Below are 24,913 nucleotides of genomic sequence, written 5' to 3' on the forward strand. Positions count from 1 at the left end.
GCCCAGCCTCTATATTCCATCCCTGTACATTTGCAATGGAGTGCAGTCCTCCTGAATAAATCGATGCATGTCGAACCATTGCCATAGCTATAGATATTCCAAAACTGGTGCACATTGGAATCGACAGGTGGAAGCTGGAGCAGATCATGAACCTCTACGAGGGGGCCACGCGCTGCAGGACATTGCCGACCAGGTGGACATCGAGCCAAGCCTGGTGGAAAAAGTGATCGAGCTGGCAAAGAAACAGCAGCAGAAACAACGGCCCTGACGCCGGGCTTTGCATCAATGCCCGCAAGGACCTTATTATCCAGCCGTCATGCCGGCGGTTAAACAGCCGGGTGCAAATAACAATAAAACACTAAAAACTCGGGCCGTCCTGTGTGGTATGTAAAAGTGTCGCTGGCAAAAGATGATGGTGATGGTAATAATAGCAATAATGCCGCTATAGTGGCCCCGCTGCTTGCGCGCCTTGGCTACTCTTCCCTCTACCCGCCGCAGGAAAAGGCGCTTGCGGCAGGCATACTTGACGGCAACAACGTGCTTGTGACCACGCCCACTGCAAGCGGCAAGACGCTTGTAGCCATGATGGCAATCGCAAGGACGGTCGCAATGGGCAAAAAGGCCGTGTACCTTACTCCGCTGAGGGCGCTTGCAAGCGAGAAATATTCAGATTTGAAGGCCCTTGAAGGGATCGAGCTTGGCAACAGCGGCAGCAAGCCAAGGGTCATGCTTTCAACAGGCGACTATGACTCGGGCAAAGAGCTCGCCCTTGCAGACGCGCTCGTGCTGACAAACGAAAAGATGGACGCGCTCTTTCGCCACGGCGCTTCATGGCTTGGCGAGGTCGGGCTGTTCGTTGCAGACGAGGTCCACCTGCTGGGCGACAGGGACAGGGGGCCCACGCTTGAAATGATGCTCACGCGGATACGCAAGCTCTACCCGGAGGCGCAGATAGTCGCGCTCTCTGCCACCGTGTCAAACGCCGACGAAATAGCAGACTGGCTCGGCTGCCAGCTGGTCGAAAGCAGGTGGCGCCCGACAAAGCTGGTCGAAGGCGTCTACGAGTACGGGTCGGTGCGCATGAACGACGGCAGGACTTTTCGCGTGCAGGCCGGGCCGGCCGGCGCCGCAGTCGACATCGCAATCGACGCGCTGGACGGCGGCGGCCAGGCGCTGATATTTGCAGAAACCCGAAAACGGGCGGCGTCGCTTGCCGCAAAGGCGGCAGAGGGCGTCTACAAGCGCCTTGACCCGCAGGCAAAAGAGCTCGCCGCCAGGGCGTCTGCCGAGATTCTTGAAAGGGGCGACGACGCCGAGCTGACAAGGACGCTTGCCCAGCTTGCGGCAAAAGGGGTGGCGTTCCACCACGCCGGCCTTGCCCCTGCCAGCAGGCAGATAGTGGAGGAGTCGTTCAAGAAAGGCGTCTTCAAGGTGCTGGCTGCGACTCCGACCCTTGCGGCGGGGGTGAACCTGCCTGCGCGCCGTGTCGTCGTTGCAAGCATACTGCGGTACGACGGCGAGTACGGCGGCAACGTCCCAATAAGCGTCATGGAATACAAGCAGCTGTGCGGCCGGGCCGGCCGGCCGCAATACGACAAGTCGGGCGAGGCCATAATCGTCGCCGACTCGACCACGGGGGGCAGGGGCGAAGAAATCTATGACCACTATGTGCTCGGCACGCCAGAGCCCCTGCGCTCCCAGCTTGCAGCAGACAGGGCCATCCGGTTCCACCTATTGTCCACGATAGCGTCCGTGCCGGGGATGAAAAAGCAGGACATTGCAGACGTGTTTTCAGCCACGCTCTTTGCCCGCCAGTTCCGGCCGGCCACAGTCGAGTTCAAGGTCGAGTCTGCTTTGGAATACCTGGAGCTGCAAGAGCTTGTCAGGCTCAAAGGAGAGCGGTACATTGCAACTGAATTTGGCAAAAAGACATCGCTGCTGTACATCGACCCGCAGACCGCAGTAGAATTCAGAGAGGCATTGAAAAAGGCAGAGCGAGGCAGGAGGCACACGCTTGGGTTTGTACATTTAATTTCAGAGACGCCGGACTTTTTCCCCAAGCTGTCGCTTCGCAAAAAGGACGCCGACGAGGTCGGCCTGCTTTTGCAGGAGCACGGGGACGAGCTGCTGTACGAGGTGAGCGAGTACGAGTGCTCGCGCAGCTTTTGGGCGCTTGCCGAGTGGATGGAGGAGACCGGCGAGCGGGTGATGGCCGACAGGATGGGAGTCGAGCCGGGCGACATGCACCGGATGGTCGAGACCGGCGCGTGGCTGTCGCACGCTCTGTACGAGGTAGCCAAGCTTGTGGGCAGGGACGACCTGCTTGCCGAGTTGCAGGCGCTCCGGACGCGCATACGCTACGGCATCAAGGAAGAGCTCATCCCGCTTGTCGCGCTGGAAGGCGTGGGCCGGGTGCGCGCAAGGGCCCTCTACAGCGCCGGCTTTACCGACGTGGCCAAGATAATGAGGGCGCCGCAGCCCCGGCTTGCCGCGGTCCCAAAGATAGGCCCGGCGGTGGCTGAAAAGCTAAAGAGCCAGCTGGCCGGGAGGAAAGCGAAGGGCGGTGCAGAATAGACAGCAATGAATTTCACTGACATCATACTGTACGGCGCCGTCGCGTCGGCGATCTCGTTTGCGGCAGTCTATTTCCTCACGCCTGTTGCGATAAGGTCGCTCACCGCAAAGGGTAGCGTGGTGCAGGACTACCACAAGCCGGGAAGGCCGCCTGTCCCCCGGCCGGCCGGCCCTGTCCTCATGGCCGGAATCGCCATCGCAGAGATAGCGCTATTCCTCTTTACGATGGACACCGCTGTGCTTGCAGTCCTTGCGTCGACTGCGGTCGCGTTCGCAGTCGGCTACGTAGACGACAGGAAGGTGATGCCCGGCTGGTTCAAGCCCGCCGCCCTGCTGCTGGCGGCGGTGCCCATAGTGGCGCTTGGCGCGCACGGCGCCCACCTCAACCTGGTGTTTGGCAGCGCCTTCATACCCCTGCTGTACCTGGTTCTGGTGTTTGTCGTGATGCCTATTGCCGGCAACACCATCAACTCTATCGACGTGCTCAACGGCGTGGCAAGCGGCTTTGTCCTGATAGCCTCTGTCCCGCTGCTGGCCGCAATAGCCGTCTTTGGCAGCATGCAGGTGTTCCTGGCCGGCCTGCCACTACTCTTTGGCGCCCTTGCCTTTTTCAAGTACCACAAGTACCCCAGCAGGATATTCCCCGGCGACTCGGGCACCCTGCTCCTTGGCGCAATGTACGGCGCGCTGGCAGTGGCAGGCAGGGCCGAGATAATAGGCATAGTCGCCCTCCTGCCGGCCGTCGTCAACTCGTTCCTGTTCCTCTCCAGCGTGAAAAAGGTGGTCGAGCACAGGCAGGTCAAGGCCCGCCCCGTCGTCCTCTTGGACGACTACAGGCTGGCCGCGTCAAAGGAGGCCGGGGCGCCTGCCACGCTCGTGCGGCTCATACTGGCCGACGGGCCGCTCACGGAAAAGCAGATCGGGCAGCGGATATTCGTGCTTGCAGCCTTTTCTGCACTGCTTGCGTTTGCCACCATAGCCCTGCAATACTTTTTCCTGGGGGGCGGAACTTGAAAAGCCTGTTCGCCTTCTTGGGTGCAATGTGGGTGATGGTGCTCGCAGTTGCGGCATTTCTTGTCATAGCCGTCGCGCCTATCAACGTCTTTTTTCAGGGGAGCCCGCGCCTTATTCCGTCGGCCGTCCAGGCGGTGATTGCTGTCGCGGCGGTCGCCCTGCTCGCCTTTGGGATGAGCAGGCTAAAGAGGGCGTACCTGCGCAAGAAACTAGACCAACCCTAGAGGCGCTATTCATAATTGTTAATATACTGACTGCACATTGACATCCTGCACGTAAAAATTGGCTGATGATCTGAAATGTCAATGAAACTGGGAGGGGGGCTCGCATTGGCTATTGTGGCAGTGATGCTGGCATCAGGTTTTGCCGCCGCCAGCGCCAGCCACCGCAACAATTCCTATCTTGCATTTGCGCAGCAATCTTCTGGCAGCGTTGTCATCATCAACGAAGTGGAGCTGAACCCGAAAGGGCGCGACGGCGGCAAAGAGTGGGTCGAGCTGTACAACCCGACTGGCTCTGACGTCGCAATAGGCGGGTACGCGCTTGCCACCTCGTACAGGCCCTTTACCGTAAACGTGCCTGCCGGCGCAACGATAGGCGCAGGCCAGTTCTACGTCGTTGCGATCGAAGGCGAGAGGCTCGCAAACAGCGACTCGCTTACGCTCACAGACGCCTCCGGCCAGGTGGTGGACAGGACCCCGTCACTTGTCGACCGGAGTGACAGCGGGCTCACGTGGCAGAGGATGCCTGACGGCGGCAGCCAGTGGAAGCTCATTGAGGGCACGCAGGGCACCTGGAACGACCCTGCGTCAAGGTCTTCTTCTTCGCAGTCTTCAAGCAGCTCTGCCGCTGTGACCCCTCCCACACCTCCGCCATCTCCGCAGCAGACACCAGGCAGCGGCGAGAGTGGCAGCGACGGCGGCAAGTGCTCCGGCTCTGCCCTCTGCTTTGAAGGCAAGGTCGTGAGGATAGCAGACGCCGACACGGTCTATGTCGAAAAGACAAAAGGCGAAGTCTATAAAGTTGACCTCTCGCTCACCAAGGTGGTGGCAAGGAGCGACAGGTCGCTTACCCAGAACCTCTGCCTTGGAAACAGCGCCCTTGTGGACCAGGATGACAGGCAGCCGGGGAGGGGCAAGAACATAATGGGCGCCGTCTATTGCTCGTCGTCGGCGACAAGCCTCAACCAGCAGCTCCTGGACAGTGGCTACGCCTCGATAGACCCGCGCCAGTGCTCCACAAGCGAGTTTGCAGGCACCGAGTGGGCCAAGAGGTACGGCTGCTCCTGACAAACTTAGGAACCGACAGAGCTATTATTTCTGTTGATTTTATGATAATTGCACTGCCGGCGCGCTGGCAGGTAATTTTGAAGCCTTCTTGCATGGTTGTTTGAAAACCTTATATTGTAACTTCCTTTAGAACGTGCCATGAAGCGCATAGAGGCAATAATTGCCAGCGAAAAGGTCAGCGCGGTCAACGAAGCCCTCCGCAGGGCGGGGGTGGAAGGCGCAACTATTCTGGACGCAAAAGGCAGGGGCAAGGGCGAAAAGCCCCGGGTGATGGGCGGAAGGGGCACCTCTTCGCACATGGCAGAGTTCTCTACAAGGGCCAACGTCATCACGGTGGTCGACGACGCGATGGTGGACGCGGCGGTCAAGGCCATACTGGACGCGGCCAGCACCGGCGCGGCCGGCGACGGCAAGATATTCATCTCCACCGTCGGCGAGGCGGTGGACATTGGCTCCAAGAAGAGAAGCTCGACCTCGATGGTCTGACCTCTTTCTCTTATCCACTATTCTTCTTGAAGAACCTTTTCGTCTCCCCGAGCGCGAGCACTTCTGCCTGCGCCACCCTGACCACCACCGGCAGGTCGCGCACCGCCTTTCCGATTGCAAGGCACTGCCTCTGCGGGAGCGTCCTGACGATTGAGCGTATCGTGTCGCTGTCTGCAAGCGACACCTTGGCAATTTTCTCAAGGTCAGAGTCGTTTGTAAAGTTGAACAGGAAAATGTTGTCCACCTGCCTGTATATGCCGTCGTTTATGGCGTCCGGCTGGTTCGTGACAAACGTCGTATAGACGCCAAAGTGCCTCATGCGCGTTATAAGGTCCTCCCAGTACGTCTCTCTGATGTAGAGGTGGGCCTCTTCTGCAAACAGGAATATCGGCGGGATGGCCTTGCGCTCTAGCAGGTCGACTATCTTGCTCAGCACGAGCTCAACTGTCATGCGCCTGACGACCCCTGACGACTCGCCCATGTTTATCACCATGGCCGCCCCTGATGATGAGCTGCCAGAATTTTCTATCACGTCTTCAAACCGGAATCCGTCGCTTGCAGAATCTGTAAAGAGCCTCGACGACTGGATAGAGTGATACCTGGACACAAGGGCGTCCCGCACGAGCTCGTTGATGTTCCACGTGTTGACGGCGTTTCCGATGGCCTCTATTCCAAGAGTGCGCTTGTTCTCAAGCCAGTCCCATATTCTGAAAAACTCTCTGAGAGAGGCGGCGGGCATGTCAAGAGCGTTTTTCAACATTCCAGACACGGCGGCCTTGCCGCAATAATCAAGTGAGAAGCGCAGCTGCTTGCCCGGCTCTAGCACCATCACCCTGTCGTGCACCTGCGACGGCGTGCCGTCCTTGTTCCAGCGCAGGCCGGCGTACTCGTTGTTCAGGTCGAACACGACCACGAACGCGCCGTGCTGCACAAGCGTCTTTACCAGCAGCTTTGACAGATGCGATTTGCCAGACTCTTTTTTGCCGGTTATTATCGTCAGCTTACCGTCCAGGTCCTCTGCAAATATCTCGAATTCCTCGTCGCCGGCGCGGCCTAGGGGTATCGGGTAGACGCCGGTCCTCCCCAAAAGCGAGTCGAGCTCTCTCATTTTGAGCCGGCGTATCTTTGATTCTACCCTTGAGGGCAGCCACGTGACGTCGCTTGTCAGCCTGCCGTCAGAGGTCACAGCGGCCCTTATCTTGGCCTTGAATATCCTTGCGTCCCTGACAAGCCGGGACAGGCTCCCTATATTGAGCGGGTCGTGCAGGTTCTCGGTGCTGGATGCGTTGACTACCTCCTCCCTGACCATGTCCTCTATCAACGCCTGCGACGACAGGTACTCTTCGTCGTATACCTGCACCGCCATGCTCCTGCTGCCGCCCTTGTCCTCTATCAGCAAATAGTCGCCCTTGGCGACTGCCGTGCCGTCGTCCTTCATCGCAAGCAGCAAGAGCTCGTTGCCGTTCTTGGCCAGGATCTTCATACCATTATCGACCCCAGGAGAGTCCTGCGAATGTCGTCTGCCGCAAGCTCGGTCACGCCGTAGCTGTTGAGCACGTGGCTGCGGAGGCACGTCACCTCTGTGGCCGTAAAGGTAGAGATGTGGTGGGCAAGCCTGAGCGTCTCCGGGTACCCGGACGCCACCGGGTCGTTGCCAAGCAGCCTGCCAAGCGCCTGCTCCCTGTCGCCCACGATGTCGGCCCTGAGCACAGGCGAGTTCCTGTCCAGCTTTGCCATCAGGCTGCTGCCGACAGAGCCTTTCACCAGGCTCTTGATAATGACATCGACATCGACGTATGCCGGCCCGGGCACTTTGGCAAGGGGCGCCGCTGCCCTTTCCAGTATCTTTAGTTTCGTGTTCTTGCTTATGCCGACAAGCAGGTTCCTGTACAGCGTGCAGTTTTCCGCTATCCTGGTCATGCTCCTCCCGCCGCTGCCCCTCCTGTCCTCAAACACCGACGAGCGGAGCGAGCCGTCGACCAAGATTATCGCGTTCCGAAAGTGGCCGGACAGCTCGTGCTGTATGGCCCTCTCGGCCCTGACCCTTACCAGCCGGCGCGCCACGTCGCTGTCTGCAAGCACAAGGCGCGCCAGCCTGTCGTCCAGCTCTGAATCGTACACGGTGCTCTCGCTCAGGTAGAACAACATGGGCCCTATCTTGAAGTGCATGAGGGCCGCCCCGCCGTACGCTACTGCGACCCCGCACTTGATCGCATACAGCGCCCCTTCTTCTGTCTCGGCCATCTTGATGCTGCTAGAATCGATGGCCGCCACCATCGTGTTCTCCCTGATGGGCTTGAACGTGGTTATTGTTGCTGTTGCGCAATAGGGCGACCCTCCGGCCTTTAGCCCCCACCCGTCCACCGGGACGAGGCTCTTGTCGTCGGCGCTGAACACTATTTTCTTTCCTCTCAACTCTTCAAGCTTGGGAGCCAGGCACTTGCTCACCGACTCGACTATGCCAAAATCACTCATCATGCTGATGCTTGCAGGGGGGTTTAGTTGCGTGGCCATGTTGGTCAACAATAACTGCGGGCACAATTATATTAATATTGCGCAACATGAACAATATGGACAACAACAAGTTTATCAATAGCTTTGCAAACGGATTGCTTGTGAGCGAGGCCCACCCGCCCCCTGATGAGGTAAAGATAAAGCTAAAGCACGGCGAGTGGGAGGTGGAGATAACCTGCGCCGAGCACAAGGTAAAGCAGGTCGTCGAGAACGTGCTTGCCAGCCTCGACACGGCCAAGGTCTCTGATCCAGTCGTGCAGGGCCAGATCGCAGAGCTGAGAAAAGAGATAGAGGCCCTGAAGTCGAGGCCGGCGTCCGCTGCTGCCGCCATGGAAAGAGGGATGATTACACAGGCAAACGGCGGAGTCGAGCAGAAAGTGGCGATAAAGGGCGGCGGCATGACGTGCAGAGGGCTTTTGGAAACGCTCTGGCTGGAAGGGTATTTTGCCAGCGAAAGGTCGCTTGCAGACGTCCACGAAGAGCTGTCAAGGCGGGGCTACAACTATGACCGGACCGCAGTCTCGCACTCACTCACGGACATGGTGAGGGAGACCGTCCTGACCCGGGTGGGCACGATGCGCAACTATAGATACATACAGAAAAGGCCGCCGCCCGGCGGCGACGTGTCTGCTGCCACTACTACTACTGCTACTGCTAATACAACGACAACTACTGCGACCGGCTGACCTTTTTCTCTACAAGCGAATTGAGCCAGTGTATGCCTGCAGTAGTTATCCTGTACTTGCCCTGCTCCTTTTCGTCCCTTGCGACGTGCCCTACCTTGACCATCTCTGAAATGCGGGAGCTGATGGACTTGGGGTTGAGCGCAGTCGCAGACTGGATCTCTGACACCTGCATGGCGTCGTCCTGCGCCTTGCCCGTGTCCTTTGCTATCCTTGCAGCCACCAGCTGGAGCGCGACAATGTCCTTGTCAGACAGCCTTGCGTCTGTGTCCGGGATGACGCGGGGGCCTTCCGGCGTTATCCTGATCAAGCCTGCGTACCTGGCGACGAGCTCGCCTGCGTCATAGTTGAGCGAGATGCGCCTTGCAAGGTCCATCGCCGGGATCTGCTTTGAGAGGAAATTGAAAACAGAAGCCATCACCGATTCGGCGCTCCCGGAGAACTGGACCTTGACGTCGCCCACAGTCACGCTGACGTTAACAACCATAGATGCGCCCTGTTCGTCGCTTGTCATGTCTTTGTATATCCTGAAATGCGAACTCGGCCCTGCCTATTATATATTGACTCGCTCCTCTTCCTTCTTTTTGCGCCACCTGTAAAGGACGTACGTGCCTGCGACGAGCGCGGCAGAGAGCGCAGCCATGCCTGCGTTAAAGAGCATGTCTTTTTCCAGGATTGAGCACTGGATTTCGCCGGCCGCGCACCCTGCCCCGAAAAAGATGCCGTTCCAGGCCGAATGGGTGGCTACTGCGAACCAGCCCTTGCCGCTTGCCCACGTCCTGAGAGCGAAAAAGAGCGACGGAACCACAAAGAGCCAGTTGCCAAACGCCAGCTGCGCCAGCTCGACGCTTGGCGTGTTGAATATGTGCAGGATGGCCCAGAGCGCGCCTGTGACGATAACTGCGTGCGAGCTCCCGAGCAGGTAAAAGGGGATGCCGAAAAATATCGTCTCCTCTATCGGGCCGGCCGCAAGCACGCCTATGAGCGAGCGGGGCAGGCTAGGCTCTTCGTAGCCGGGTATCAGGTACTCGATGACTGCCGTGCCCGCCAGGAGCAGGAGCAAGCCTATCCCGTGGTAGAAAAAGAGCATCTTGGCAAGGTAGCCGACAGAGTTTTTGCGAAAGCGCGTCAGCCACGTGCGAGGGTGCAAATCTGCCAGCTCGTCGGCGAACCTGCCCTTTCCTTCCACGACCGGCAGAGAGAGATCAGAGCGCGCTAAAGAACGTTGCTTTTTTGCTGCACATAGGGTGCTGAATTGGAGAAGAAACAGGAAACCACTCTCTGTGTTATTATAAAACCGTCAACAAAATGATGTGTGGCAAAACGGGACTTGGACTGGCGCAGGCAGCTGCGGTTCGACGCCCTCGTCCCACTTGTGCGCTCGGGCAACCCTGCAATCCGCTATTTTGCCGGCCGGGATCTTGATGATGATGATGGCAACAACACCAATGCAGGGGAGCAGGCGCTGACAAGCCTGTGGGAGCTGGGCGAGGTGAAAAGGATCCTGAAAAGGCAGCTGGACAGCGGGGCCTGGAAGTATCCGGGCGGCGGCCACATGCGTTCGCCAGAAGATTACAACCAGATCGAAACCTACCGGATGCTGGGACAGCTGGTCGAAAAGTATGGCCTGAACAGGGGGCATCATGCCATGCAGAGGGCCGCCGAATATCTTTTTTCACGCCAGACGGGCGAGGGTGACTTTAGAGGCATCTATGGCAACCAGTACAGCCCAAACTACTCTGCCGCCATAATGGAGCTCCTGATCAAGGCGGGGTACGCCGGCGATCCCCGGATCAAAAGAGGATTCAGCTGGCTTCTCTCCATCCGCCAGGCAGACGGCGGCTGGGTGATACCGCTGCGGACAGGGGTCGGCAAGAGGGGGAGAAGCAAGTTTGATCCCGGGGTCCTCCGGGGAGAGCCCATACGCCCTGACGTGTCAAAGCCGTTTTCCCACCTGGTGACTGGAGTAGTCCTGCGCGCGTTTGCGGCCCACCCTGACTATAGAAAGGCGGCCCAAGCCCGCGCCGCTGGCAGGCTCCTGGCATCACGTTTCTTTGAGGCAGACAAGTATCCTGACCGGCGCGCCCCCGGCTTTTGGACAAGCTTTTCCTATCCCTTCTGGTTCACAGATTTGCTGTCGTCCCTTGATTCCCTGTCATTGATGGGGTTTGGCATAGACGACGATAATGATGATGATGATAGTAGTATTAGTGGAAAGATAAGGGCGGCGCTTGACTGGTTTGTCGCCCGCCAGCAGCCGACAGGGCTGTGGGTTCTGCCGACGCGGATGATGAAAAGGGCGCAGGACCGCGACCTGTGGATCACGCTGGCAGTCTGCCGGGTGTTCAAGAGGTTCTACAAAACCGGATGATCCGGATGGAAAATGCCCTGATGCGCCTCTGGCTGGGCTCTACTATGACGCCTCAAGCCGCTTTTTTTCCAAGCAAGGGCCCTTGACTTATCGGCCATCTTTTTCCTTACACCATCCAGTCTTCCCACGCCGCGACGTACCTGTGCAGCAGCTCTTTTGCGGCCTGCGACTCGGGTCTGGCCTTTGCTATCGACTCTACAAACAGCCTGAGCGGGCTGGGCGCCTTTTCAAGTGCCATCATGTCCCGCTCGCACTCTAGCACTATCCTCTCCACCTGCTGCAGGTACGAGTCGGAGATGGCGTATAATATCCTCCTCGACTCGTCTTCCGGCACTCCTGCCTGCGCCAGCTGCTTTACCAGGTTCTCCGAGTTGACGGCCAGCGACTCGGTATAGTGGTCGCGCACCGGCTTGGGTCTGTGCATCAGGGCACCAGCTTTTGCTGCAGTTTTTCCTTGAGCACCGCGTTTATCTTTTGGCCGTCGGCCTTGCCGCGCAGCTCTGCCATGCACCTTCCCATGAGCATCGAAAGGGCGCCCATGCCCTTCTCCTTCACCGCGTCCATGTGCTGGGCTATTATCCTGTCAATCGCTGCCGCAAGCTCCTCGTCGCCTATCGAGGAGGCGCCAAGGGCCCTGACCGCCGCGTCCACCGTGGCGGCCTCCCTCTTCATCAGCTTTTCAAATATCAGCGTGACTGACTCTTTGGCGATGGCGCCGTCGTCCAGCCTTTTGAAAATGTCTGCCACCATGCCGTCTGTCAGGGCGGATGCGTCGAGCCCCTGCCTCTGCAGGTTCGTCAGGTCCTCGGTCAGCTTGGACGCAATGAAGGTTGGCTGCACCTTTTTGCCGCTGGAGGCAGCAACAATCTGCTCAAACAACTGCATATAGTCCGAGTCAAATATCTGGCTTGCCAGCTTGGCGTTGAGGCCGTATTTTTTCGATACCGCGTCGACCATCTCGTCCCACGGCCTTGGCACCTTGCCTGCAAGCGACGCAAGCGTCTCCCCGGTAACGGGTATCGTGGGTATGTCTGTCTCGGGGTACATCCTTGCCGCGCCGGGCCGGGGCCTGCTGAACACGGTCTTGCCTTCAAGCGTGGCGGCGCGAGTCTCTGCCGGCACGCCTGCCGCCGCCTGCCTGAGCCTCCTGACTATCGCGTCCACCGCAAACCCTACCCTTTCCTCCGGCCCGCCTACCATCGCAAAGGCGTCGCCCTGCTCCAGTGCAAGCCTTGCCCTGACCTTCCCTATCTCTTCATCCGTAAAGCCGTACCTGGTGAGCTGCTCGTCAGAGTGGAACACGCCCCCAAGGTCGTAAAAGCGCACGAGCTCGCCAAGCTCCTTGCCCAGCCTGATGTCCTGGTACGGCTGGTAGCCGAGCATGCCTGCAAACCCCCGTATCCTTATCGCCCTGAAAACCGAGCCGGGGGAGCCGAGTATTGCCTTTGCCTTGTTCGACTGCGAGCCTGCCATGATGTCGGTGACGTCTTCGACCCTGTCCCCTATCCCCTCTGCGTTTACGATCCCTTTCTCTCTCAGCTTTTCTGCAACGAGGACAAGGCCGTGCTGGCGGACCATCTCGTGCTCTATCACTTTTACAAGCTGGTCAAGCTGCTGCACGCCCTTTACCTCGACCACCGCGCCTCCCAGTATCGACACGTTCACGTCCTGCCTGATACTGCCAAGGCCGCGGGCGACGCGCTTGCTTGCGCGAAGCAGCCTGCCAAGCGTGAGGGCGACTTGCATCATGTCCTCCGGCCTGCCCGCCGTCACCGGCTCCAGCGCTATCTCTACCAGCGGGACGCCGAGCCTGTCGAGGCCATAATTTTTCATCTTTTTGTCGTCGTCGTTGTCGCCGCCTTCAATCGCCTTGGAGGCGTCCTCTTCGAGGCATATGCTCTGCACGCCCACCTTTTTCCCGGCGACTTCCAGGTAGCCGCCGGTGGCCACGAGCATCGTGCGCTGGAACCCGCTCGTGTTGGAGCCGTCGATGACTATTTTGCGCATGACGTGCACCTCGTCCACTGTGCTGGAGTGGAGCGCAAGGGAGAAGACGAGCGCTGTCTCGAGCGCCTCCGGGTTGACCTCGTGGGGCGGCTCCTCGTCTGCTTCCACCAGGCAGCTGGTGCCTGCAGCCGCATGGTACTGCACCGTGTGCATCTTGCTTGCCTCAAACACCGCGGCAGGGTCGTACGCGCCAAGCTCGCTCTGGGTCGGGCGCAATTTTCTGAAGAACGTGCGGTCGTACCTCTCTGCCTCCTTGCAGCGGCAGTTGCAGAACAGCTTGCTCCTAGTCGCAAGCTGCTGGTGTATCTCAAACCCCACCTTCAGGTCAAGCGCCGCCGGGTCGGGTAACGATTGTGCCACTGCGCAAAAAATTGTGAAATGCAGGTATTAAGCCTTGCCTGCCCTGCTTTCTCCTTCTCTTTTTTAATGCTGCTGACTACAACAACGACGACGATGATAATAATAACGGCTAGATGGGTATCGCTTCTGAAATCTCGCCGGCAATGTTCTCCTGCATCACCTTTTTGATGTCGGCTGCCTGCGGCACGTTGGCAAGGGCCCACATCGCCTTGACCACCGCCGTCTCGGATATCATGTCTGACAGCGGGACGACCCCGATGTCAAGCAGGTCGCGGCCCGTGTCGTAGACGGTCATCCTCACCCTGCCCCAGATGCACTGCGACGTCATGAACATGTGCACCTTTTTCTCTGCGGCCTCTCTCAGGACGCCAAACAAATCTCTGTTGACGTGCCCAAGGCCCGTCCCCTCGAATACTATGGCGCCGTAGCCTTTGGAGACGAGCCAGTATACCAGCGTCGGGTCAAAGCCGGGGTGGTATTTCACAAGCGCCACCCTGCTGTCAAAGTAGGGACGGAGCTCCAGCTCGCGCTTTGCCCTCCGCTCCATCCTGACGCCTGCGTCCTCCTGCATCTCTATCGTCGCGCCGTCCCTCACAAGCGCCACGGGGACGGCATCTATCGACTGGAACGCGTCGCGCCTGCTCGTGTGGTTCTTGCGCACCCGCGTCCCTGCGTGCACCGCCACCACGTCGTCAGACGTCCCTGCGTGCATCGCCACAAACACGCCGGCCGCGTCTGCGTTTGCCGCAAACGCCGTCGCCGCGATGAGGTTCAAAGCGGCGTCGGAAGACGGCCTGTCAGACGAACGCTGCGCGCCCACGAGCACGACCGGTATCGGCAGCTTTTGCAGTGCAAAAGAGAGCGCGGCCGAGGTGTAGTGCATGGTATCGGTGCCGTGCGACACCACGACGCCGGCGTAGGCGCCCGTCCTCACCTTCTCTGCCACCTTTTGCGCTATCTGCGTCCAGTGCGTCGGCGTGAGGTTCTCGCTGTACTCGCTCATCAGCACCTCGGGGTCGACTGCTGCGATGGACGCCAGCTCTGGCACCGACGCATAGAGCTCGGAGGCGGAAAGCGCGGCCCTCACGCCGCCCGTCCTGTAGTCTATCTTGCTTGCTATCGTGCCTCCCGTGCTGATCAGGGCGACCCTTGGGAGGCCACCACTATTACTGCTACCGGTGCTGCCACCTGCATCCTCCTTCTGGTGGGTTGCCGCAGGCGCGGCGCCTGCTGCCGCAGCAGCTGCTAAAACGTCTGCCTTGGCAATCGACTTTATCCTAGATACTTTGATGCCCGTGTTGTATCCGCTCTTTAGCTTGACGACGATGTAATTTTCGTTGGCCGACTCGTAGCGGGGCATTAGTATGCCGTTTATCGTTTCGTCCTCCTGCGTGGAGATGGAGACGGCGTCGCCTGCCGACACGCCGTACCTTTTCAAAAGCTCGAGCCCTGAGCCCCTGTAACCGCCACTGCCTGATGACGACAAGACGCCGCTTGATCGTGTGCATTGCTATATTAATTAATTATCTTTAGATTTCGTTGCATAACGAAAGGCAGTCGGACTAGGGGAATACCGTATATGCAACAACCTGCAGCTGTGCTGGAGAAATGGCAGTCAAACGCTGACTATGGCGACATCACAATCACTTCCCGCAGGGTTTGGTTAATATCCCAAACCTGCATAATTTTCTTTATAGATAGATGGACATGTTTGATCATAACAAAGAGAGTAAAATTTCGTCTAACTTTTACCCCTCCTCCTCCCCCACCCCCAAAAAAACAAGTGCCACAAGAGGTTATCGATTTTCTGCGCAAAGTGGAGATTGATAAAGGCATAGACTATCTAGACAAACTTCTGGAAAAGGAACCGGACTTTGAAGATGCATGGGTGAAGAAAGGCGAGTTCTACTTTATTGCACAAAGATACGAGGATGCGATTAGTGCATACGACAAGGCACTAAGACTAAATGCAGATAACCATAGAGCCCGGGAAGGGAAGCAAAGAGCCTTGGATGAACTGGGCAAAGAAAAGAACAGAAAATAGCTCACCGAGCCAACAAAGCCGGATCGTTTCACGTTCTGCCTATATTCTGAGAGGGGCATTGTCAAACTAGCAGCTGATGAAATGTCTTCTCATAGTTGCGACCCCATCTGCCGCAGATTTGACAGCATCGCCATCATAAATCGGGCAAGCGGCTGCTGCGTATTTTTCTTATTGCCTCTCGGTTATCTCGATGTTGCGCTCTTCAAGTATCTTCAGTATCGCCTGCTCGATGTCCCTGGTGGTGATGTAGCCAAAGTCCCACGCGTCGATAAAGTTCCGGTACTCGCCTTCAAGCGCCCTTGCTGTGTCCTGGAACTCGGCCATCTTGGCAAGCGTGTCCGGCGACCTGTAGCCCTTGGCGACCATGATCGGGCAGCGCTGGTCTGCGGTGCCCATCGGGATGTACCACGCGTTCTTGGCAAACTCGTACCTGCCGTCCTTGACCATGTTGTACATGCGCATCAGCTCGTCGTTTGACAGCTTTTGCATGTCCTGGTACCAGAGCTGCTGGCCTGCAAGGTCCTGCGTGCTGTTGTCTTTGTCTGCTGTTCTTGCTGGCAACTATGGGTAATAAAGAGCGGCAGATGAAAATATACTTTAGCTAGCCAGTCAGTCAGTCAGTGCCTGTGCTCTCTGTGGCCGGCGACGGCCTTTACCCGCTCGACGCCGTCCATCTCTTTTATCATGCGGGCGACAGCCGCAGGCACCAGCTCCTCCCAGCCTCTTTCTCCTTCCTCTTCACCTTCGGCCATCCTGCGCCTCACCTCAGTAGCCATCATCCTGCTCCTGTCTACAAGCGGTGGCTCGACCGTCCTGACCCCTCTTTCTCTGAACAGAAGAAGGGTGAACGGGTCGTTTGCAAAAACCACGTCGTATTTTGGCACAAGCATGTCCACCTGCCGCGTCCACAGCGCGTGCACGTCCACGTCCGGGACAGGTATTATCAGTATCCTGGTGGTATCTATCTCCCCGTCCGCGTCCAGAGCCGCCTTTATCATTGCTATCCGCTCGCCGGCGGTGAACGGGTTGCGCGGCTCGTGGCTCTTTTGCGCGCTGCCCACGACTATTACCAGCAGGCCGACCTGCTTTAGTGCGTGCTTGACAGTAGCCAGGTGCCCCTTGTGGAACGGCTGGAAGCGCCCGACAAAGAGCCCGACCGGGGCGGTGGTGGCAGTAACGGTCACGTAAAGCGTTAGGGGGCAGGCGCTAATTTAAAGCAATTTTCGGGCCGTGTATATTTTTATACAAGCCATAGAAGAATTTTCTATTGCGATTTTCTGCGCTACTGCTTATGGGGCTGCTCGTGCTTTCTGCCGCCGTTCTGGCGTTTCAACCTGCGCCAGCTTTTGCCGCAGTTGCGCTTGGAGGTAGGAACCAGCTTTCAGCTTTTCCCGGGCTTAACGACCCTCCAGTTCAACTGTCCGCATCCGGCGACAACGTGTACGCAATGTGGGGAGAAGGCGGCCTGACGCTGAGGAGGAGCACCGACAGGGGGGCCACCTTTGATGCACCGATTATACTTTCTGGGGGCGATGTCTACTTTTCCTCGATCGCGTCTTCTGGAAGCTATGTATATGTGGCATGGGGAGAACGTTTTCTATCCGGCGGGCAGTCGCCCAAGATATTTCTGACGGCAAGCACTAACGGCGGCAAAACTTTTGATCCTGCGACTGTCATAGGAACCGATATCTACGGCGGCATTCAACTGGTGGCAGACGGTTCCACCGTGTATATTTCGTGGACAGCCAATTCTTTGCAGCCTGATGTCTTTTTCAGGGTGAGCCGGGACGCCGGCGCCACTTTTGAGCCCGACGTCAGCTCTCAGGCCGTCAACATAAGCAACGACTCCAAATCGCTGTACCATAGCATGGCAGTTGTCGGCAACAATGTCTATATCTCCTGGTACCGCCAGAACCCGCAATCTGCTGACGTGGCTTTCCGGCAAAGCTCTGACAGCGGCAAAAGTTTTGGCAACCCGATCGTCCTGAACTCAGTCAGCGCAGGAGTGCCCAAAATCGCTGCGTCGGGCAACAACGTGTATGTAGCATGGACCGATCAGTCGCGCACATTAAAGCTTGCCTGGAGCAGCAACAGCGGCCTTGCATTTTCGCCGGCCCAGAGCACGGTTACAGCCGACGCTAATTATTTCGATATCGCCGCGTCAGGGAACCGCCTCTTTATTGCCGCCTGGGGCTATTATTCCACCACCGTAAACGGCGTTACATCGTACAGAGCCGATCTGGTGTTTGCCCGTAGCTCCAACAACGGGCAACTCTTCAGGACATCGGTGATTGAAACCAGCAGCCATTATTCCACACACCGGAGCGTGGATCTCGAGACGGCAAACGACAACGTCTACTTGATCTGGAGCTGGCAACGCGATAACGGGTTTAATGTCCCTATGACCGATCTCTTTAGGTTCATGCACCTTGACAGTTACGGCTCTATCCCCGGGCCTGCCACTCTGCTGGACAGCAGGAACTATGTAGTGTTTGACAAGGTCGCGGCAGAAGGGGACGACGTTTACATCATCTGGGGCGTGAACGACAGCAGCGACCATGCCAACCCTGTATCCAAGGTCTATTTCAAGGGCTCTAGGTCGCTTGCTAGAAGCGGGTCGTTCACCGTAACGCAGGACAGCGCCGTCAAGTGGTCTAACCGGCTTGGGACGATCGGGACTTCTCACCTGGAGATAACCGGCGGCTATGTCTGCGACACGTCCGGGCCCGTGCCCAAAGTGAAGGTCAAGGCCGGATCGCTGCAGGGCAGAATAAGCATCACCGGCTCGTCCATCTATCCTCCGCCAAACCCTGTAGCTTTTAATGCGACGCTTTCGAGCATCACAATGTCTGTAGGGGGATGGTCGCCGTCAACGGTCACCCTGTCGGGCAAGCTCGACGGGCAGAGGTTATCATCCTTCTCGACAAGGATGAACTTTGCTTCGCTGAACTGCGAAGATGCGGCAGTCAAGTACCTCTCGCTGCAATCGTCGTCCAATTACTTTAGGCTGTCTGCCAAGCAGATTGGCACCATCTATGCCACGCCTGCCACGATCAGCGGCCAGATGGTGTTCAACTAGCGCGCCGGCGCATCTGTACAAAAAGGCACCATTGCCGCTGGGGCGAGAAACGCGCCGCTATTTTTTTTATGACGCTGCTGTCGTCGTCGTTGTCGGCGCTTTTGCGTCTGCCGCAGTTTTTGCCTGCCCATTGCTATCGCTCGCGTACGTGGGCATCTAGGTCGAAAAACGATAAAGGAGTTTTGCAGCGCGTTTCAAACAAAAAAAGACGCACGCGCGACTGACTGGCTGGAAATATAATAATAAAGGCAGGGCAGGCTAGTAAGGGGAAGAGAGACGTGGAGCCGGCTGCTGATGCTTCTGATGTTGTTGTCATTGACGGGTCGCAGGGCGAGGGGGGCGGCCAGATCCTGCGCACCGCAGTCTCGCTCTCGGCGATAACCGGCAGGCCGGTCGAAATAACGAACATCAGGTTCAGGAGGCCAAACCCCGGGCTGCGGCCGTCGCACCTTGCAGCCGTGCAGGTCGTTGCAGACCTGTTTGGGGCCCGGGCCGAGGGGCTGCACGTGGGCTCTGTCCATGTCAGGTTTGAGCCCGGGGAATTTTCAGGCCCCCTTGCTAGGAAGGTGGACATTGGCACCGCCGGCAGCATACCGCTCACGCTGATGACGGTCGTGCCCGCAGTGGCGCTGTCGGGCAACTCGCTTGAAATCGAGATAACCGGCGGCACGGACGTCAAGGCCAGCCCCACCATTGATTACCTGAGGTACGTGGTGGCTGACGCATACAGGAGCGTCGGCATAAAATTCGCAGTCGAGGTCCTGAAAAGAGGGTATTACCCCAAGGGGGGCGGCGTGGTAAAAGCAGTCATAGAGCCGTGCAGGTCGCCGCCACCGACAGCCGAGTTTCTGAACGGCCGTGCCGTCCCGCCAAGGATAATCAGCGTCTGCAGCCAGCTGCCCAAGCACGTGGCAGAGCGGCAGACGACTGCCGCGCTCGTCGCGCTCGAGAAAAAGGGGATACGCTGCAAAAGCTACACTGCTTCCTATGAAACGGCCGCGTCGCCCGGCACCTCTATTCTGGTATATTGCACGTCGGACCTTGGGGGGCCGTTCATCGGCGGCGACTCGATAGGCGAGATAGGCAAGCGCGCCGAGCAGGTGGGGCGGGAGGCTGCCGAGCGGTACCTGGAGAGCGCGCTTGCAGGCGCCGCGGTGGATCCGTTCCTGTCAGACATGCTCGTCCTGCCGCTGTCGCTTGCAAAGGGAACGTCGCGCTACAGGGTCGCCAGAGTGACAGAGCACTTGAAGACGAACCTGCAGGTTGCAGGGATGATGACCGGCTGCCGGCACGAAATAGTAAAAGAATCTGAATCCTTGCATCAGGTCATTATAACAAGAGGTTAGAGCCCGCCGCTGTCAAGGAGCGCCGCAAGCAGCAGGATCGCGATGGACAGCCCGACCATCACCCTGCCCAGGTGGATTATCTTGGACCTCACCGACTGGACGTAGACGCTGCCTGCGTTGCCTGAGAGTATCCTGCGCTCCATGTCTGCGTTGAGCGTTTTCACGTGCACGACGTACGCGCCTATCGTCGCAAGGACGAGGATTATCTTGATCAAAAGCAGGACGCCGTAGGTGGAATCAGCAAGCGCCCCCGGGTAGGATATGAACGCCCTTGCGTTGTAGATTCCAGTCGCCACCAGGATCGCAAACGCCGGCACCGTCACCCTGTTGAACTGCCTGCCGACCTTGACCATGAGGCCGACCCGCTCGTCGAGGTCCTTAAAGTGCGACCTGAGCACCGGCACGGCGACTGCCGCTATAAAGATGGATCCGCCCACCCAGATCGAGGAGCCTATCAGGTGAATCCATGTGACGAGGCCGTCTGCAACAGCCATCGAGATGTTGACGCTTTCGAACTATATATTATCGAATCGCCGGGAAAGGTTTTAATGCGTTCCCCGGCGAGCTATTGCCGTGATCATAGGCCCGCGCAGAGCCATCCTGATCGGCGCCATCGCCGCGGTCGCCGCGACCATCATTCTCATCCCTGCTCTTTTCAGTGCCACAGCTCCTGATTTTAACCTGGTTGTGGTGCGGCTATCGTCTGTAGAAGTCACACGGGTCGAAGACGACAGGCTCGAGCTGCGGCCGGTCTTTACAATCACAAACCCTACCGACCAGACGATAACGACTTCCAAGATAGAGTACGAGCTGTTTGCAGACGGCCAGCCGGTTGGCACCAGCACCATATCGTTTGAGGACATTCCGCTCAACGGCAGGCCGGCCATCTTTGCAGGAAGCTCTGTCAACATACCGCAGAGCACAGGCAGCCCGTTCGTCGTGGAGAGCGGCAACGCCATGTTTGCCAAGATCCGCGATAGCGGCGCAGACGGCATAAAGTGGAAGGCGCAGGGGACTGCCAACATCGAGTCGACGCTGGTGCAGCACGAAAAGCAGTTTGAAAGCGAGATCTGACCGACAGACAGGCAGACTACCACTCTGCATTGCATTGCATTGCAACCGCGCGGCTTTATACCTTGCAACTCGACGCTACGACCGTTGCTGTCAGCTATGACGATGATTATGATTATGATTATGACAGTGGTCGTGCTGCCGGCAGCCGGCGCGATGCCTGTGCCGCAGGTCGTGGCTCCCTACGCAGACCAGATGGTCTTTTTGTTCCTTGGCGGCCTCGTGCTTGCCAAGGCCGTTGAAAAATCAAACGCGCCAGGAGGATCGCCCTCAGCATATTGGCGATGCTTGGCACGCCTCCAAACGTCATAGTGTTTGCGAGCGGGTAGGTGACTGCGCGCAGGATGGCCCGGGCCGGCGTCGCCTCGATGTGGCCTGCATCCTGTTAGTCACGCTGGTGTCGATGCTGCTGTTGCCGCTGGTGTGGAAACAAGAAAGAGGGATAGCAGCCGTCATAATCGTCATCACCGTCGTTGCTGTATGAAGAGAAATTTTGGTGCGGTCACCGGGATTCGAACCCGGGTCGCGGGCTTGGAAGGCCAGCGTCCTAGACCAAACTAGACGATGACCGCACTTGCTTTCCGCAACAATATACCTGCGCAGCCTGATGGGTATTAAATCTTTTAACCAGGAAATATGATGTTCAGGACGGTGTCGACTGCCTTGTTGGTTATCTTGCGCTTGTAGTACTCTTTGCCCTTCTTGGGCGCGTCGGTGGCCTTTTCCGCCTCGACTTCGTGGACGGGCCTGTGGTCCAGTGCCCCGTAAAACTGCACCCTGATGTCCTTCATTATCGATATGACAGTCGCGTTGAACGTCTCGTGCAGCCACACCGACGCTATGAAATAGATGAACGGCGGGTTGGGCTTTTTGCTCACCATGTCATACAGGTAGTTCAGCGTCTGCGCGATGCTCTTTGACTGCGTGTCCACCGCAATGATGTCTGGCCTGACGCCGCCCTTTACCAGCTCTTGCTTGACAATCTCTGCCGGCCCGCCCTCGTCTGCGACCACCATCACCATCGTCTTGTGCCTGTCCGGCCTCGACTTCATTATCATGCCGTACGTCTCTAGCGCAAGTTTCACACGCTCTTGCACATAGTCGGGCAGCACGCCGGCGGCGGCCGCCTTGCCCCTGTGCACGGCGTAGAGCACCAGCAGGTTGCCGTCTGTGAACCTATATTCGGATGATGACATGTGGCGATGGGCAGAAAACTGCCCAACTGCCGCCAATATAAATTTCGTCTTTTCTTCTCTTCTCTGTTAAAAGAAGGACGCGACGACCTTCCTTGGCGCGCAGATCTGGCGCTCCAGCTCGTCGAGCCTCTGCAGCGCGTCGGGGATCTTTTGCAGCTCTTTGAACTGCTTGTCGTGGCGCACCTTTTTCACGACGGCCATGACCTCTTCGTGGGTGACGCCGTGCTTGATGTCGTACTCGATCTGCTTGGCGCAGCTTGACACCGTGCTGTATTTCTTGTAGTTCCTCTTTTCAAAAGAAGACGCGTCGGGGGCCACGCCCTTTACAAAGCGCACAATTACTTTTTCAACGTGTTCAAGGTGCCAGTCTTTCATGGCATAATTGTTAGCTTTCATGGCGCCTTTCTCTACCATCAATGGCTATTTAATCTCTTGTTCAAATATACTTGGCAAGGTCCGTCTTTTCCTCGCCCGGTATTCTGGCTATCTCAAACCGCTCCCTGGCCTTCAGGACAGTCGCGGTCGCGTCGATGCCGACCTTGGTGGTGAGCAGGTTCGTCTGGTCGCTTGAAGGGTCGAGGCTCGAGCCCTTGGCGTTTGGGATTATGATAAAGCCCCTGTCGGCCTGGCATCTTGAGGTGACCGCGTACTCGACTGCCACGGGGTCTGCCGGGTCGATGTCGTCGTCCACCACTGTCGCCATCTTGAGCGACGGGTGGGCCGCAAATGCTGCAAGGATGGCGTTCTTGGGCTCCCCTTCGAGCCTCTTCCTTATCTGGATGACTGCGGCAAGCCAGTTGCTCCCGCCGTCTGTCAGGTGGACAGACTGCGTGGTGGGCACGACGCTTTTGACATAGTCGTACATCTTTGCTTCCACGGGCAGGCCCATCAGCAGCCTGTGCTCCGCATAGCCTGGCAGTATGTCGTGGTAAATTGCGTTATCGCGGTAGCTGATGCGCTCCAGCTCGAACACGGGCTGCTTGCGCCTGAAATCATAAGTCCTCAGCATCTCTACCATCCACTCCTCCTGCACCCTGTCCTTCAGTATCCTGCCTTCAAGCACTATCTCTGCGTGGGAAGGCACGTTTACCTGAGCGTATTTTGTCTTTGCAATGCCGAGCCTGCCTTCCAGGAGCGAGTTTGCTATGAGCATCTCGTCCACGCCGTACGCGGCCTGGTACGCGGCCGCGATGCTTACTGCAGGATGGACGCCTATCGCTATTGCCACCTTCAGGTCCTCGCCGTGGTCCCGCGCATACGTGTAACATTTGTGCAGGTGCCTGCCCTCGACCATCCTGATGGCCATGTGCCGCTCGTCCAGCCGGAGCAGCCTGTGCGTCGACGAGTTCTGGTTCCCACGCTCCTGGTCTTTGGCAAACACTATGGAGGCGGTGATGAAAGGCCCGGCGTCCTTTTCAAAGTGCGTGACAATTGGCAGGTCCATCAGGCTGCGGGACGAGTTCTTTTCAAAGGGCGCCTTTGCCCCCTGCTTTGGGAGCCCTCTGCCTCCTGCGGCGGCAAGCGCCTGTGTTATCCTGCCGTGGATCGCCTGCCTGGTTGCACCCCTGCCTTCGGGGGCCTTTCTGGCATGGCCGCTGTCGTTATTATTGTTGTTGTTGGTGATGGCAAGGTAGAACCTCCTTGCAGTGCCGCAGATGTTGCTTGCCACTGCAAATTTGCTGCCTTTGACCTTCTCAAACATCACCGCTTCTTTAGAGTCGAGCTTTGAAACGACGGCCGCAAGCTCAAACTCCGGGCTGACCTGCTTTTTCACGCGCACAAGCTCACCCTCTTGCTCTAAAAGCGCCAGGTAGCTGCGCAGGTCGGCCGCCGCGCCGGCTTTACTATTGTTATTGTTATTACTTGACATTTCTGTCCTTCATCGCCCCAACGAGGTTCATAACCTCTCCCATAATTGCTTTCATGTCGTCAAGGGCCAGCTGGGCCTTGGCATAGAAGGAGACTATGCATATCCCGTTTGTCATCGCCGCGACCTTCTCTGAAAGGGTGCTGACAAAGACGGGGTCGTGTTTGCTCGGTATGACCCTGGCCGCGTTCACGTTGTTCTGCGAGCTGATCGCCACCGAGACTGCGCCTATGCGCCGCTCGCCGCCTTCTGAAACCGATAAAAAAGTGCCGTTGCCGAAAAAAGTGGCTTCAAGCAGGAAATTTCTGCCGCTGTCGGAGCTCACGGTCCTGCTCTCGTGGGTTCCGCCGCTCTCCATGTTGCCAGCCAGTCTTTGCAGTGTTACCGGGACCTTACGGTTATCGGCTTGGGGGCCGTAGCCACGCTCATCTTTTTCGTCCTTGCGCGCAGCTTTGCCTTGTACTTCAGGTTCCTCGGCTTTGTCCGCAGCCTGTACCCGCAGCATGGGCACCAGAGGCCATCCCACTTGATGAATATCTCGCAGATCTGGCACCTCTTTTGTCCCGAAGCGTACCGGCCAGAGCCGACTGGCTTTTGAGCCTTGTGACGGATGCATATGCCTTTGCAAGTCATTTTTATCACCGGGTTATGTTACTATAAACACGACGATTGCCGTGAAATAGCGCCTTTCCCGTGCGCTCTATTACGCACAATATCTATTTAAGATTTATACAAATTTTTTAATATCAAAAGGCATGTTTTGTCAAATATTATACAATATAAACAAAACTAATCGTGCAAATGTTCTAAATAAATTATGGGAAAATAGTAGATCCATGCTAAAAATATTATGCAATTCCGGCGTTCCTGTATGTGTAATTATATGGCAAAGCTGGCTCTGATAGTGTGAAACCTATCAATTGCTGCAAAATCTGTCAAGATTTCTATGGTCTATTTAATTGTTTGCGTGAGGCGCGCAATTACAAAAAGCGGGTAGAACCAAAAGCTATAT

Annotated in this window: 27 protein-coding genes and 1 tRNA gene; 12 read left to right on the plus strand and 16 right to left on the minus strand. The window is 57.4% G+C overall.

Annotated elements, in window-relative coordinates; all coding sequences use genetic code 11:
* Positions 1 to 127: 127 nt before the first annotated feature.
* The 6 genes from WKI84_RS04195 to WKI84_RS04220 all read left to right on the plus strand — a co-directional run bounded on the left by WKI84_RS04195 (position 128) and on the right by WKI84_RS04220 (position 5,363).
* On the plus strand, positions 128 to 268 hold the full coding sequence (locus WKI84_RS04195; protein WP_337862272.1) for a hypothetical protein: 141 nt from the start codon (positions 128 to 130) through the stop codon (positions 266 to 268).
* 125 nt (positions 269 to 393) lie between these two features.
* Positions 394 to 2,574 (plus strand): DEAD/DEAH box helicase, encoded by a 2,181-nt coding sequence (locus tag WKI84_RS04200; protein WP_337862273.1) that lies wholly within the window; start codon positions 394 to 396, stop codon positions 2,572 to 2,574.
* Positions 2,575 to 2,580: 6 nt separating this feature from the next.
* Complete coding sequence (locus WKI84_RS04205; RefSeq protein ID WP_337862274.1) at positions 2,581 to 3,588, plus strand: UDP-N-acetylglucosamine-1-phosphate transferase; 1,008 nt, start codon at positions 2,581 to 2,583, stop codon at positions 3,586 to 3,588.
* Complete coding sequence (locus tag WKI84_RS04210) at positions 3,585 to 3,812, plus strand: hypothetical protein (protein WP_337862275.1); 228 nt, start codon at positions 3,585 to 3,587, stop codon at positions 3,810 to 3,812. The genes WKI84_RS04205 and WKI84_RS04210 overlap by 4 nt, the downstream gene beginning before the upstream one ends.
* A gap of 75 nt (positions 3,813 to 3,887) precedes the next feature.
* Positions 3,888 to 4,877: a lamin tail domain-containing protein gene (locus WKI84_RS04215; protein WP_337862276.1), complete on the plus strand. Its 990-nt coding sequence runs from the start codon at positions 3,888 to 3,890 to the stop codon at positions 4,875 to 4,877.
* 138 nt (positions 4,878 to 5,015) lie between these two features.
* Positions 5,016 to 5,363, plus strand: a complete 348-nt coding sequence (locus tag WKI84_RS04220; protein ID WP_337862277.1) for a P-II family nitrogen regulator — start codon at positions 5,016 to 5,018, stop codon at positions 5,361 to 5,363.
* A gap of 10 nt (positions 5,364 to 5,373) precedes the next feature.
* Here the strand turns inward: WKI84_RS04220 and WKI84_RS04225 are convergent, their stop codons facing one another.
* Together WKI84_RS04225 and WKI84_RS04230 are read right to left on the minus strand one after the other, a co-directional pair.
* A complete protein-coding gene (locus tag WKI84_RS04225) occupies positions 5,374 to 6,846 on the minus strand; it encodes a DUF87 domain-containing protein (RefSeq protein ID WP_337862278.1) in 1,473 nt (490 codons plus the stop codon).
* On the minus strand, positions 6,843 to 7,877 hold the full coding sequence (locus tag WKI84_RS04230) for a DNA double-strand break repair nuclease NurA (protein WP_337862279.1): 1,035 nt from the start codon (positions 7,875 to 7,877) through the stop codon (positions 6,843 to 6,845). The genes WKI84_RS04225 and WKI84_RS04230 overlap by 4 nt, the downstream gene beginning before the upstream one ends.
* 56 nt (positions 7,878 to 7,933) lie before the next feature.
* On the opposite strand from WKI84_RS04230, the gene WKI84_RS04235 reads away from it, so the two are divergent.
* Complete coding sequence (locus WKI84_RS04235; RefSeq protein WP_337862280.1) at positions 7,934 to 8,563, plus strand: hypothetical protein; 630 nt, start codon at positions 7,934 to 7,936, stop codon at positions 8,561 to 8,563.
* Here WKI84_RS04235 and WKI84_RS04240 read toward each other — a convergent pair.
* Positions 8,547 to 9,074: a hypothetical protein gene (locus WKI84_RS04240; protein ID WP_337862281.1), complete on the minus strand. Its 528-nt coding sequence runs from the start codon at positions 9,072 to 9,074 to the stop codon at positions 8,547 to 8,549. The two genes, WKI84_RS04235 and WKI84_RS04240, sit on opposite strands and share 17 nt — an antisense overlap.
* Positions 9,075 to 9,113: 39 nt before the next feature.
* Positions 9,114 to 9,749 carry a CPBP family intramembrane glutamic endopeptidase gene (locus WKI84_RS04245; protein WP_337862282.1) on the minus strand — a complete coding sequence of 212 codons (636 nt, stop codon included), beginning with the start codon at positions 9,747 to 9,749 and terminating at the stop codon, positions 9,114 to 9,116.
* Positions 9,750 to 9,890: 141 nt separating this feature from the next.
* Between WKI84_RS04245 and WKI84_RS04250 the strand changes: the two genes are divergently transcribed.
* Entirely contained in the window at positions 9,891 to 10,931 is a 1,041-nt protein-coding gene (locus WKI84_RS04250) for a hypothetical protein (RefSeq protein ID WP_337862283.1), read from the plus strand.
* 106 nt (positions 10,932 to 11,037) lie between these two features.
* Here the strand turns inward: WKI84_RS04250 and WKI84_RS04255 are convergent, their stop codons facing one another.
* The 3 genes from WKI84_RS04255 to gatD form a co-directional block, all read right to left on the minus strand.
* Complete coding sequence (locus WKI84_RS04255) at positions 11,038 to 11,355, minus strand: hypothetical protein (protein WP_337862284.1); 318 nt, start codon at positions 11,353 to 11,355, stop codon at positions 11,038 to 11,040.
* A complete protein-coding gene (gene gatE, locus WKI84_RS04260) occupies positions 11,355 to 13,298 on the minus strand; it encodes a Glu-tRNA(Gln) amidotransferase subunit GatE (RefSeq protein WP_337862285.1) in 1,944 nt (647 codons plus the stop codon). Before gatE ends, WKI84_RS04255 begins: the two co-directional genes overlap by 1 nt.
* A gap of 109 nt (positions 13,299 to 13,407) precedes the next feature.
* Positions 13,408 to 14,784 (minus strand): Glu-tRNA(Gln) amidotransferase subunit GatD, encoded by a 1,377-nt coding sequence (gene gatD / locus WKI84_RS04265; protein WP_337862286.1) that lies wholly within the window; start codon positions 14,782 to 14,784, stop codon positions 13,408 to 13,410.
* Positions 14,785 to 14,877: 93 nt separating this feature from the next.
* On the opposite strand from gatD, the gene WKI84_RS04270 reads away from it, so the two are divergent.
* Positions 14,878 to 15,342 (plus strand): tetratricopeptide repeat protein, encoded by a 465-nt coding sequence (locus WKI84_RS04270; RefSeq protein WP_337862287.1) that lies wholly within the window; start codon positions 14,878 to 14,880, stop codon positions 15,340 to 15,342.
* Between the two features lie 168 nt (positions 15,343 to 15,510).
* On the opposite strand, the gene WKI84_RS04275 is transcribed toward WKI84_RS04270, so the two are convergent.
* Positions 15,511 to 15,903: a hypothetical protein gene (locus tag WKI84_RS04275; protein ID WP_337862288.1), complete on the minus strand. Its 393-nt coding sequence runs from the start codon at positions 15,901 to 15,903 to the stop codon at positions 15,511 to 15,513.
* Between the two features lie 56 nt (positions 15,904 to 15,959).
* The gene (locus WKI84_RS04280; RefSeq protein WP_337862289.1) at positions 15,960 to 16,526 is read right to left on the minus strand and encodes a nicotinamide-nucleotide adenylyltransferase; all 567 of its coding nucleotides are present in this window, start codon (positions 16,524 to 16,526) and stop codon (positions 15,960 to 15,962) included.
* Between the two features lie 107 nt (positions 16,527 to 16,633).
* On the opposite strand from WKI84_RS04280, the gene WKI84_RS04285 reads away from it, so the two are divergent.
* A complete protein-coding gene (locus WKI84_RS04285; protein ID WP_337862290.1) occupies positions 16,634 to 18,421 on the plus strand; it encodes a sialidase family protein in 1,788 nt (595 codons plus the stop codon).
* 278 nt (positions 18,422 to 18,699) lie between these two features.
* Positions 18,700 to 19,767, plus strand: a complete 1,068-nt coding sequence (gene rtcA / locus WKI84_RS04290) for an RNA 3'-terminal phosphate cyclase (RefSeq protein WP_337862291.1) — start codon at positions 18,700 to 18,702, stop codon at positions 19,765 to 19,767.
* On the opposite strand, the gene WKI84_RS04295 is transcribed toward rtcA, so the two are convergent.
* The gene (locus WKI84_RS04295) at positions 19,764 to 20,261 is read right to left on the minus strand and encodes a CopD family protein (protein WP_337862292.1); all 498 of its coding nucleotides are present in this window, start codon (positions 20,259 to 20,261) and stop codon (positions 19,764 to 19,766) included. The genes rtcA and WKI84_RS04295 overlap by 4 nt on opposite strands.
* A gap of 79 nt (positions 20,262 to 20,340) precedes the next feature.
* Here WKI84_RS04295 and WKI84_RS04300 point away from each other — a divergent pair, with 79 nt between their 5' ends.
* Positions 20,341 to 20,841 carry a hypothetical protein gene (locus WKI84_RS04300; protein WP_337862293.1) on the plus strand — a complete coding sequence of 167 codons (501 nt, stop codon included), beginning with the start codon at positions 20,341 to 20,343 and terminating at the stop codon, positions 20,839 to 20,841.
* 491 nt (positions 20,842 to 21,332) lie between these two features.
* Here the strand turns inward: WKI84_RS04300 and WKI84_RS04305 are convergent.
* The 6 genes from WKI84_RS04305 to WKI84_RS04330 form a co-directional block, all read right to left on the minus strand.
* A tRNA-Gly gene (locus tag WKI84_RS04305) sits at positions 21,333 to 21,410 on the minus strand.
* A gap of 51 nt (positions 21,411 to 21,461) precedes the next feature.
* Complete coding sequence (locus tag WKI84_RS04310; protein WP_337862294.1) at positions 21,462 to 22,034, minus strand: hypothetical protein; 573 nt, start codon at positions 22,032 to 22,034, stop codon at positions 21,462 to 21,464.
* Between the two features lie 66 nt (positions 22,035 to 22,100).
* Positions 22,101 to 22,448, minus strand: coding sequence for a hypothetical protein (locus WKI84_RS04315; RefSeq protein WP_337862343.1), 348 nt, complete (start codon positions 22,446 to 22,448; stop codon positions 22,101 to 22,103).
* Positions 22,449 to 22,470: 22 nt separating this feature from the next.
* Positions 22,471 to 23,904: a UbiD family decarboxylase gene (locus tag WKI84_RS04320; protein WP_337862295.1), complete on the minus strand. Its 1,434-nt coding sequence runs from the start codon at positions 23,902 to 23,904 to the stop codon at positions 22,471 to 22,473.
* Positions 23,894 to 24,259, minus strand: coding sequence for a hypothetical protein (locus tag WKI84_RS04325; protein WP_337862296.1), 366 nt, complete (start codon positions 24,257 to 24,259; stop codon positions 23,894 to 23,896). The genes WKI84_RS04320 and WKI84_RS04325 overlap by 11 nt, the downstream gene beginning before the upstream one ends.
* A gap of 23 nt (positions 24,260 to 24,282) precedes the next feature.
* Positions 24,283 to 24,534, minus strand: coding sequence for a hypothetical protein (locus tag WKI84_RS04330; RefSeq protein ID WP_337862297.1), 252 nt, complete (start codon positions 24,532 to 24,534; stop codon positions 24,283 to 24,285).
* Between the last annotated feature and the right edge of the window lie 379 nt (positions 24,535 to 24,913).

This window comes from Nitrososphaera sp., from assembly GCF_037447015.1.
Taxonomy (GTDB): Archaea; Thermoproteota; Nitrososphaeria; order Nitrososphaerales; family Nitrososphaeraceae; genus Nitrososphaera.

What these genes read in the sequence shown, in the direction of transcription:
- WKI84_RS04205 (WP_337862274.1), top strand. Translation starts at nt 2,581, where the DNA reads ATGAATTTCACTGACATCATACTGTACGGCGCCGTCGCGTCGGCGATC.
- WKI84_RS04215 (WP_337862276.1), top strand. Translation starts at nt 3,888, where the DNA reads ATGTCAATGAAACTGGGAGGGGGGCTCGCATTGGCTATTGTGGCAGTG.
- WKI84_RS04220 (WP_337862277.1), top strand. Translation starts at nt 5,016, where the DNA reads ATGAAGCGCATAGAGGCAATAATTGCCAGCGAAAAGGTCAGCGCGGTC.
- WKI84_RS04225 (WP_337862278.1), bottom strand. Translation starts at nt 6,846, where the DNA reads ATGAAGATCCTGGCCAAGAACGGCAACGAGCTCTTGCTGCTTGCGATG.
- WKI84_RS04230 (WP_337862279.1), bottom strand. Translation starts at nt 7,877, where the DNA reads ATGGCCACGCAACTAAACCCCCCTGCAAGCATCAGCATGATGAGTGAT.
- WKI84_RS04235 (WP_337862280.1), top strand. Translation starts at nt 7,934, where the DNA reads ATGGACAACAACAAGTTTATCAATAGCTTTGCAAACGGATTGCTTGTG.
- WKI84_RS04240 (WP_337862281.1), bottom strand. Translation starts at nt 9,074, where the DNA reads ATGACAAGCGACGAACAGGGCGCATCTATGGTTGTTAACGTCAGCGTG.
- WKI84_RS04255 (WP_337862284.1), bottom strand. Translation starts at nt 11,355, where the DNA reads ATGCACAGACCCAAGCCGGTGCGCGACCACTATACCGAGTCGCTGGCC.
- WKI84_RS04270 (WP_337862287.1), top strand. Translation starts at nt 14,878, where the DNA reads ATGCAACAACCTGCAGCTGTGCTGGAGAAATGGCAGTCAAACGCTGAC.
- WKI84_RS04285 (WP_337862290.1), top strand. Translation starts at nt 16,634, where the DNA reads ATGGGGCTGCTCGTGCTTTCTGCCGCCGTTCTGGCGTTTCAACCTGCG.
- WKI84_RS04295 (WP_337862292.1), bottom strand. Translation starts at nt 20,261, where the DNA reads ATGGCTGTTGCAGACGGCCTCGTCACATGGATTCACCTGATAGGCTCC.
- WKI84_RS04310 (WP_337862294.1), bottom strand. Translation starts at nt 22,034, where the DNA reads ATGTCATCATCCGAATATAGGTTCACAGACGGCAACCTGCTGGTGCTC.
- WKI84_RS04315 (WP_337862343.1), bottom strand. Translation starts at nt 22,448, where the DNA reads ATGGTAGAGAAAGGCGCCATGAAAGCTAACAATTATGCCATGAAAGAC.
- WKI84_RS04320 (WP_337862295.1), bottom strand. Translation starts at nt 23,904, where the DNA reads ATGTCAAGTAATAACAATAACAATAGTAAAGCCGGCGCGGCGGCCGAC.
- WKI84_RS04325 (WP_337862296.1), bottom strand. Translation starts at nt 24,259, where the DNA reads ATGGAGAGCGGCGGAACCCACGAGAGCAGGACCGTGAGCTCCGACAGC.
- WKI84_RS04330 (WP_337862297.1), bottom strand. Translation starts at nt 24,534, where the DNA reads ATGACTTGCAAAGGCATATGCATCCGTCACAAGGCTCAAAAGCCAGTC.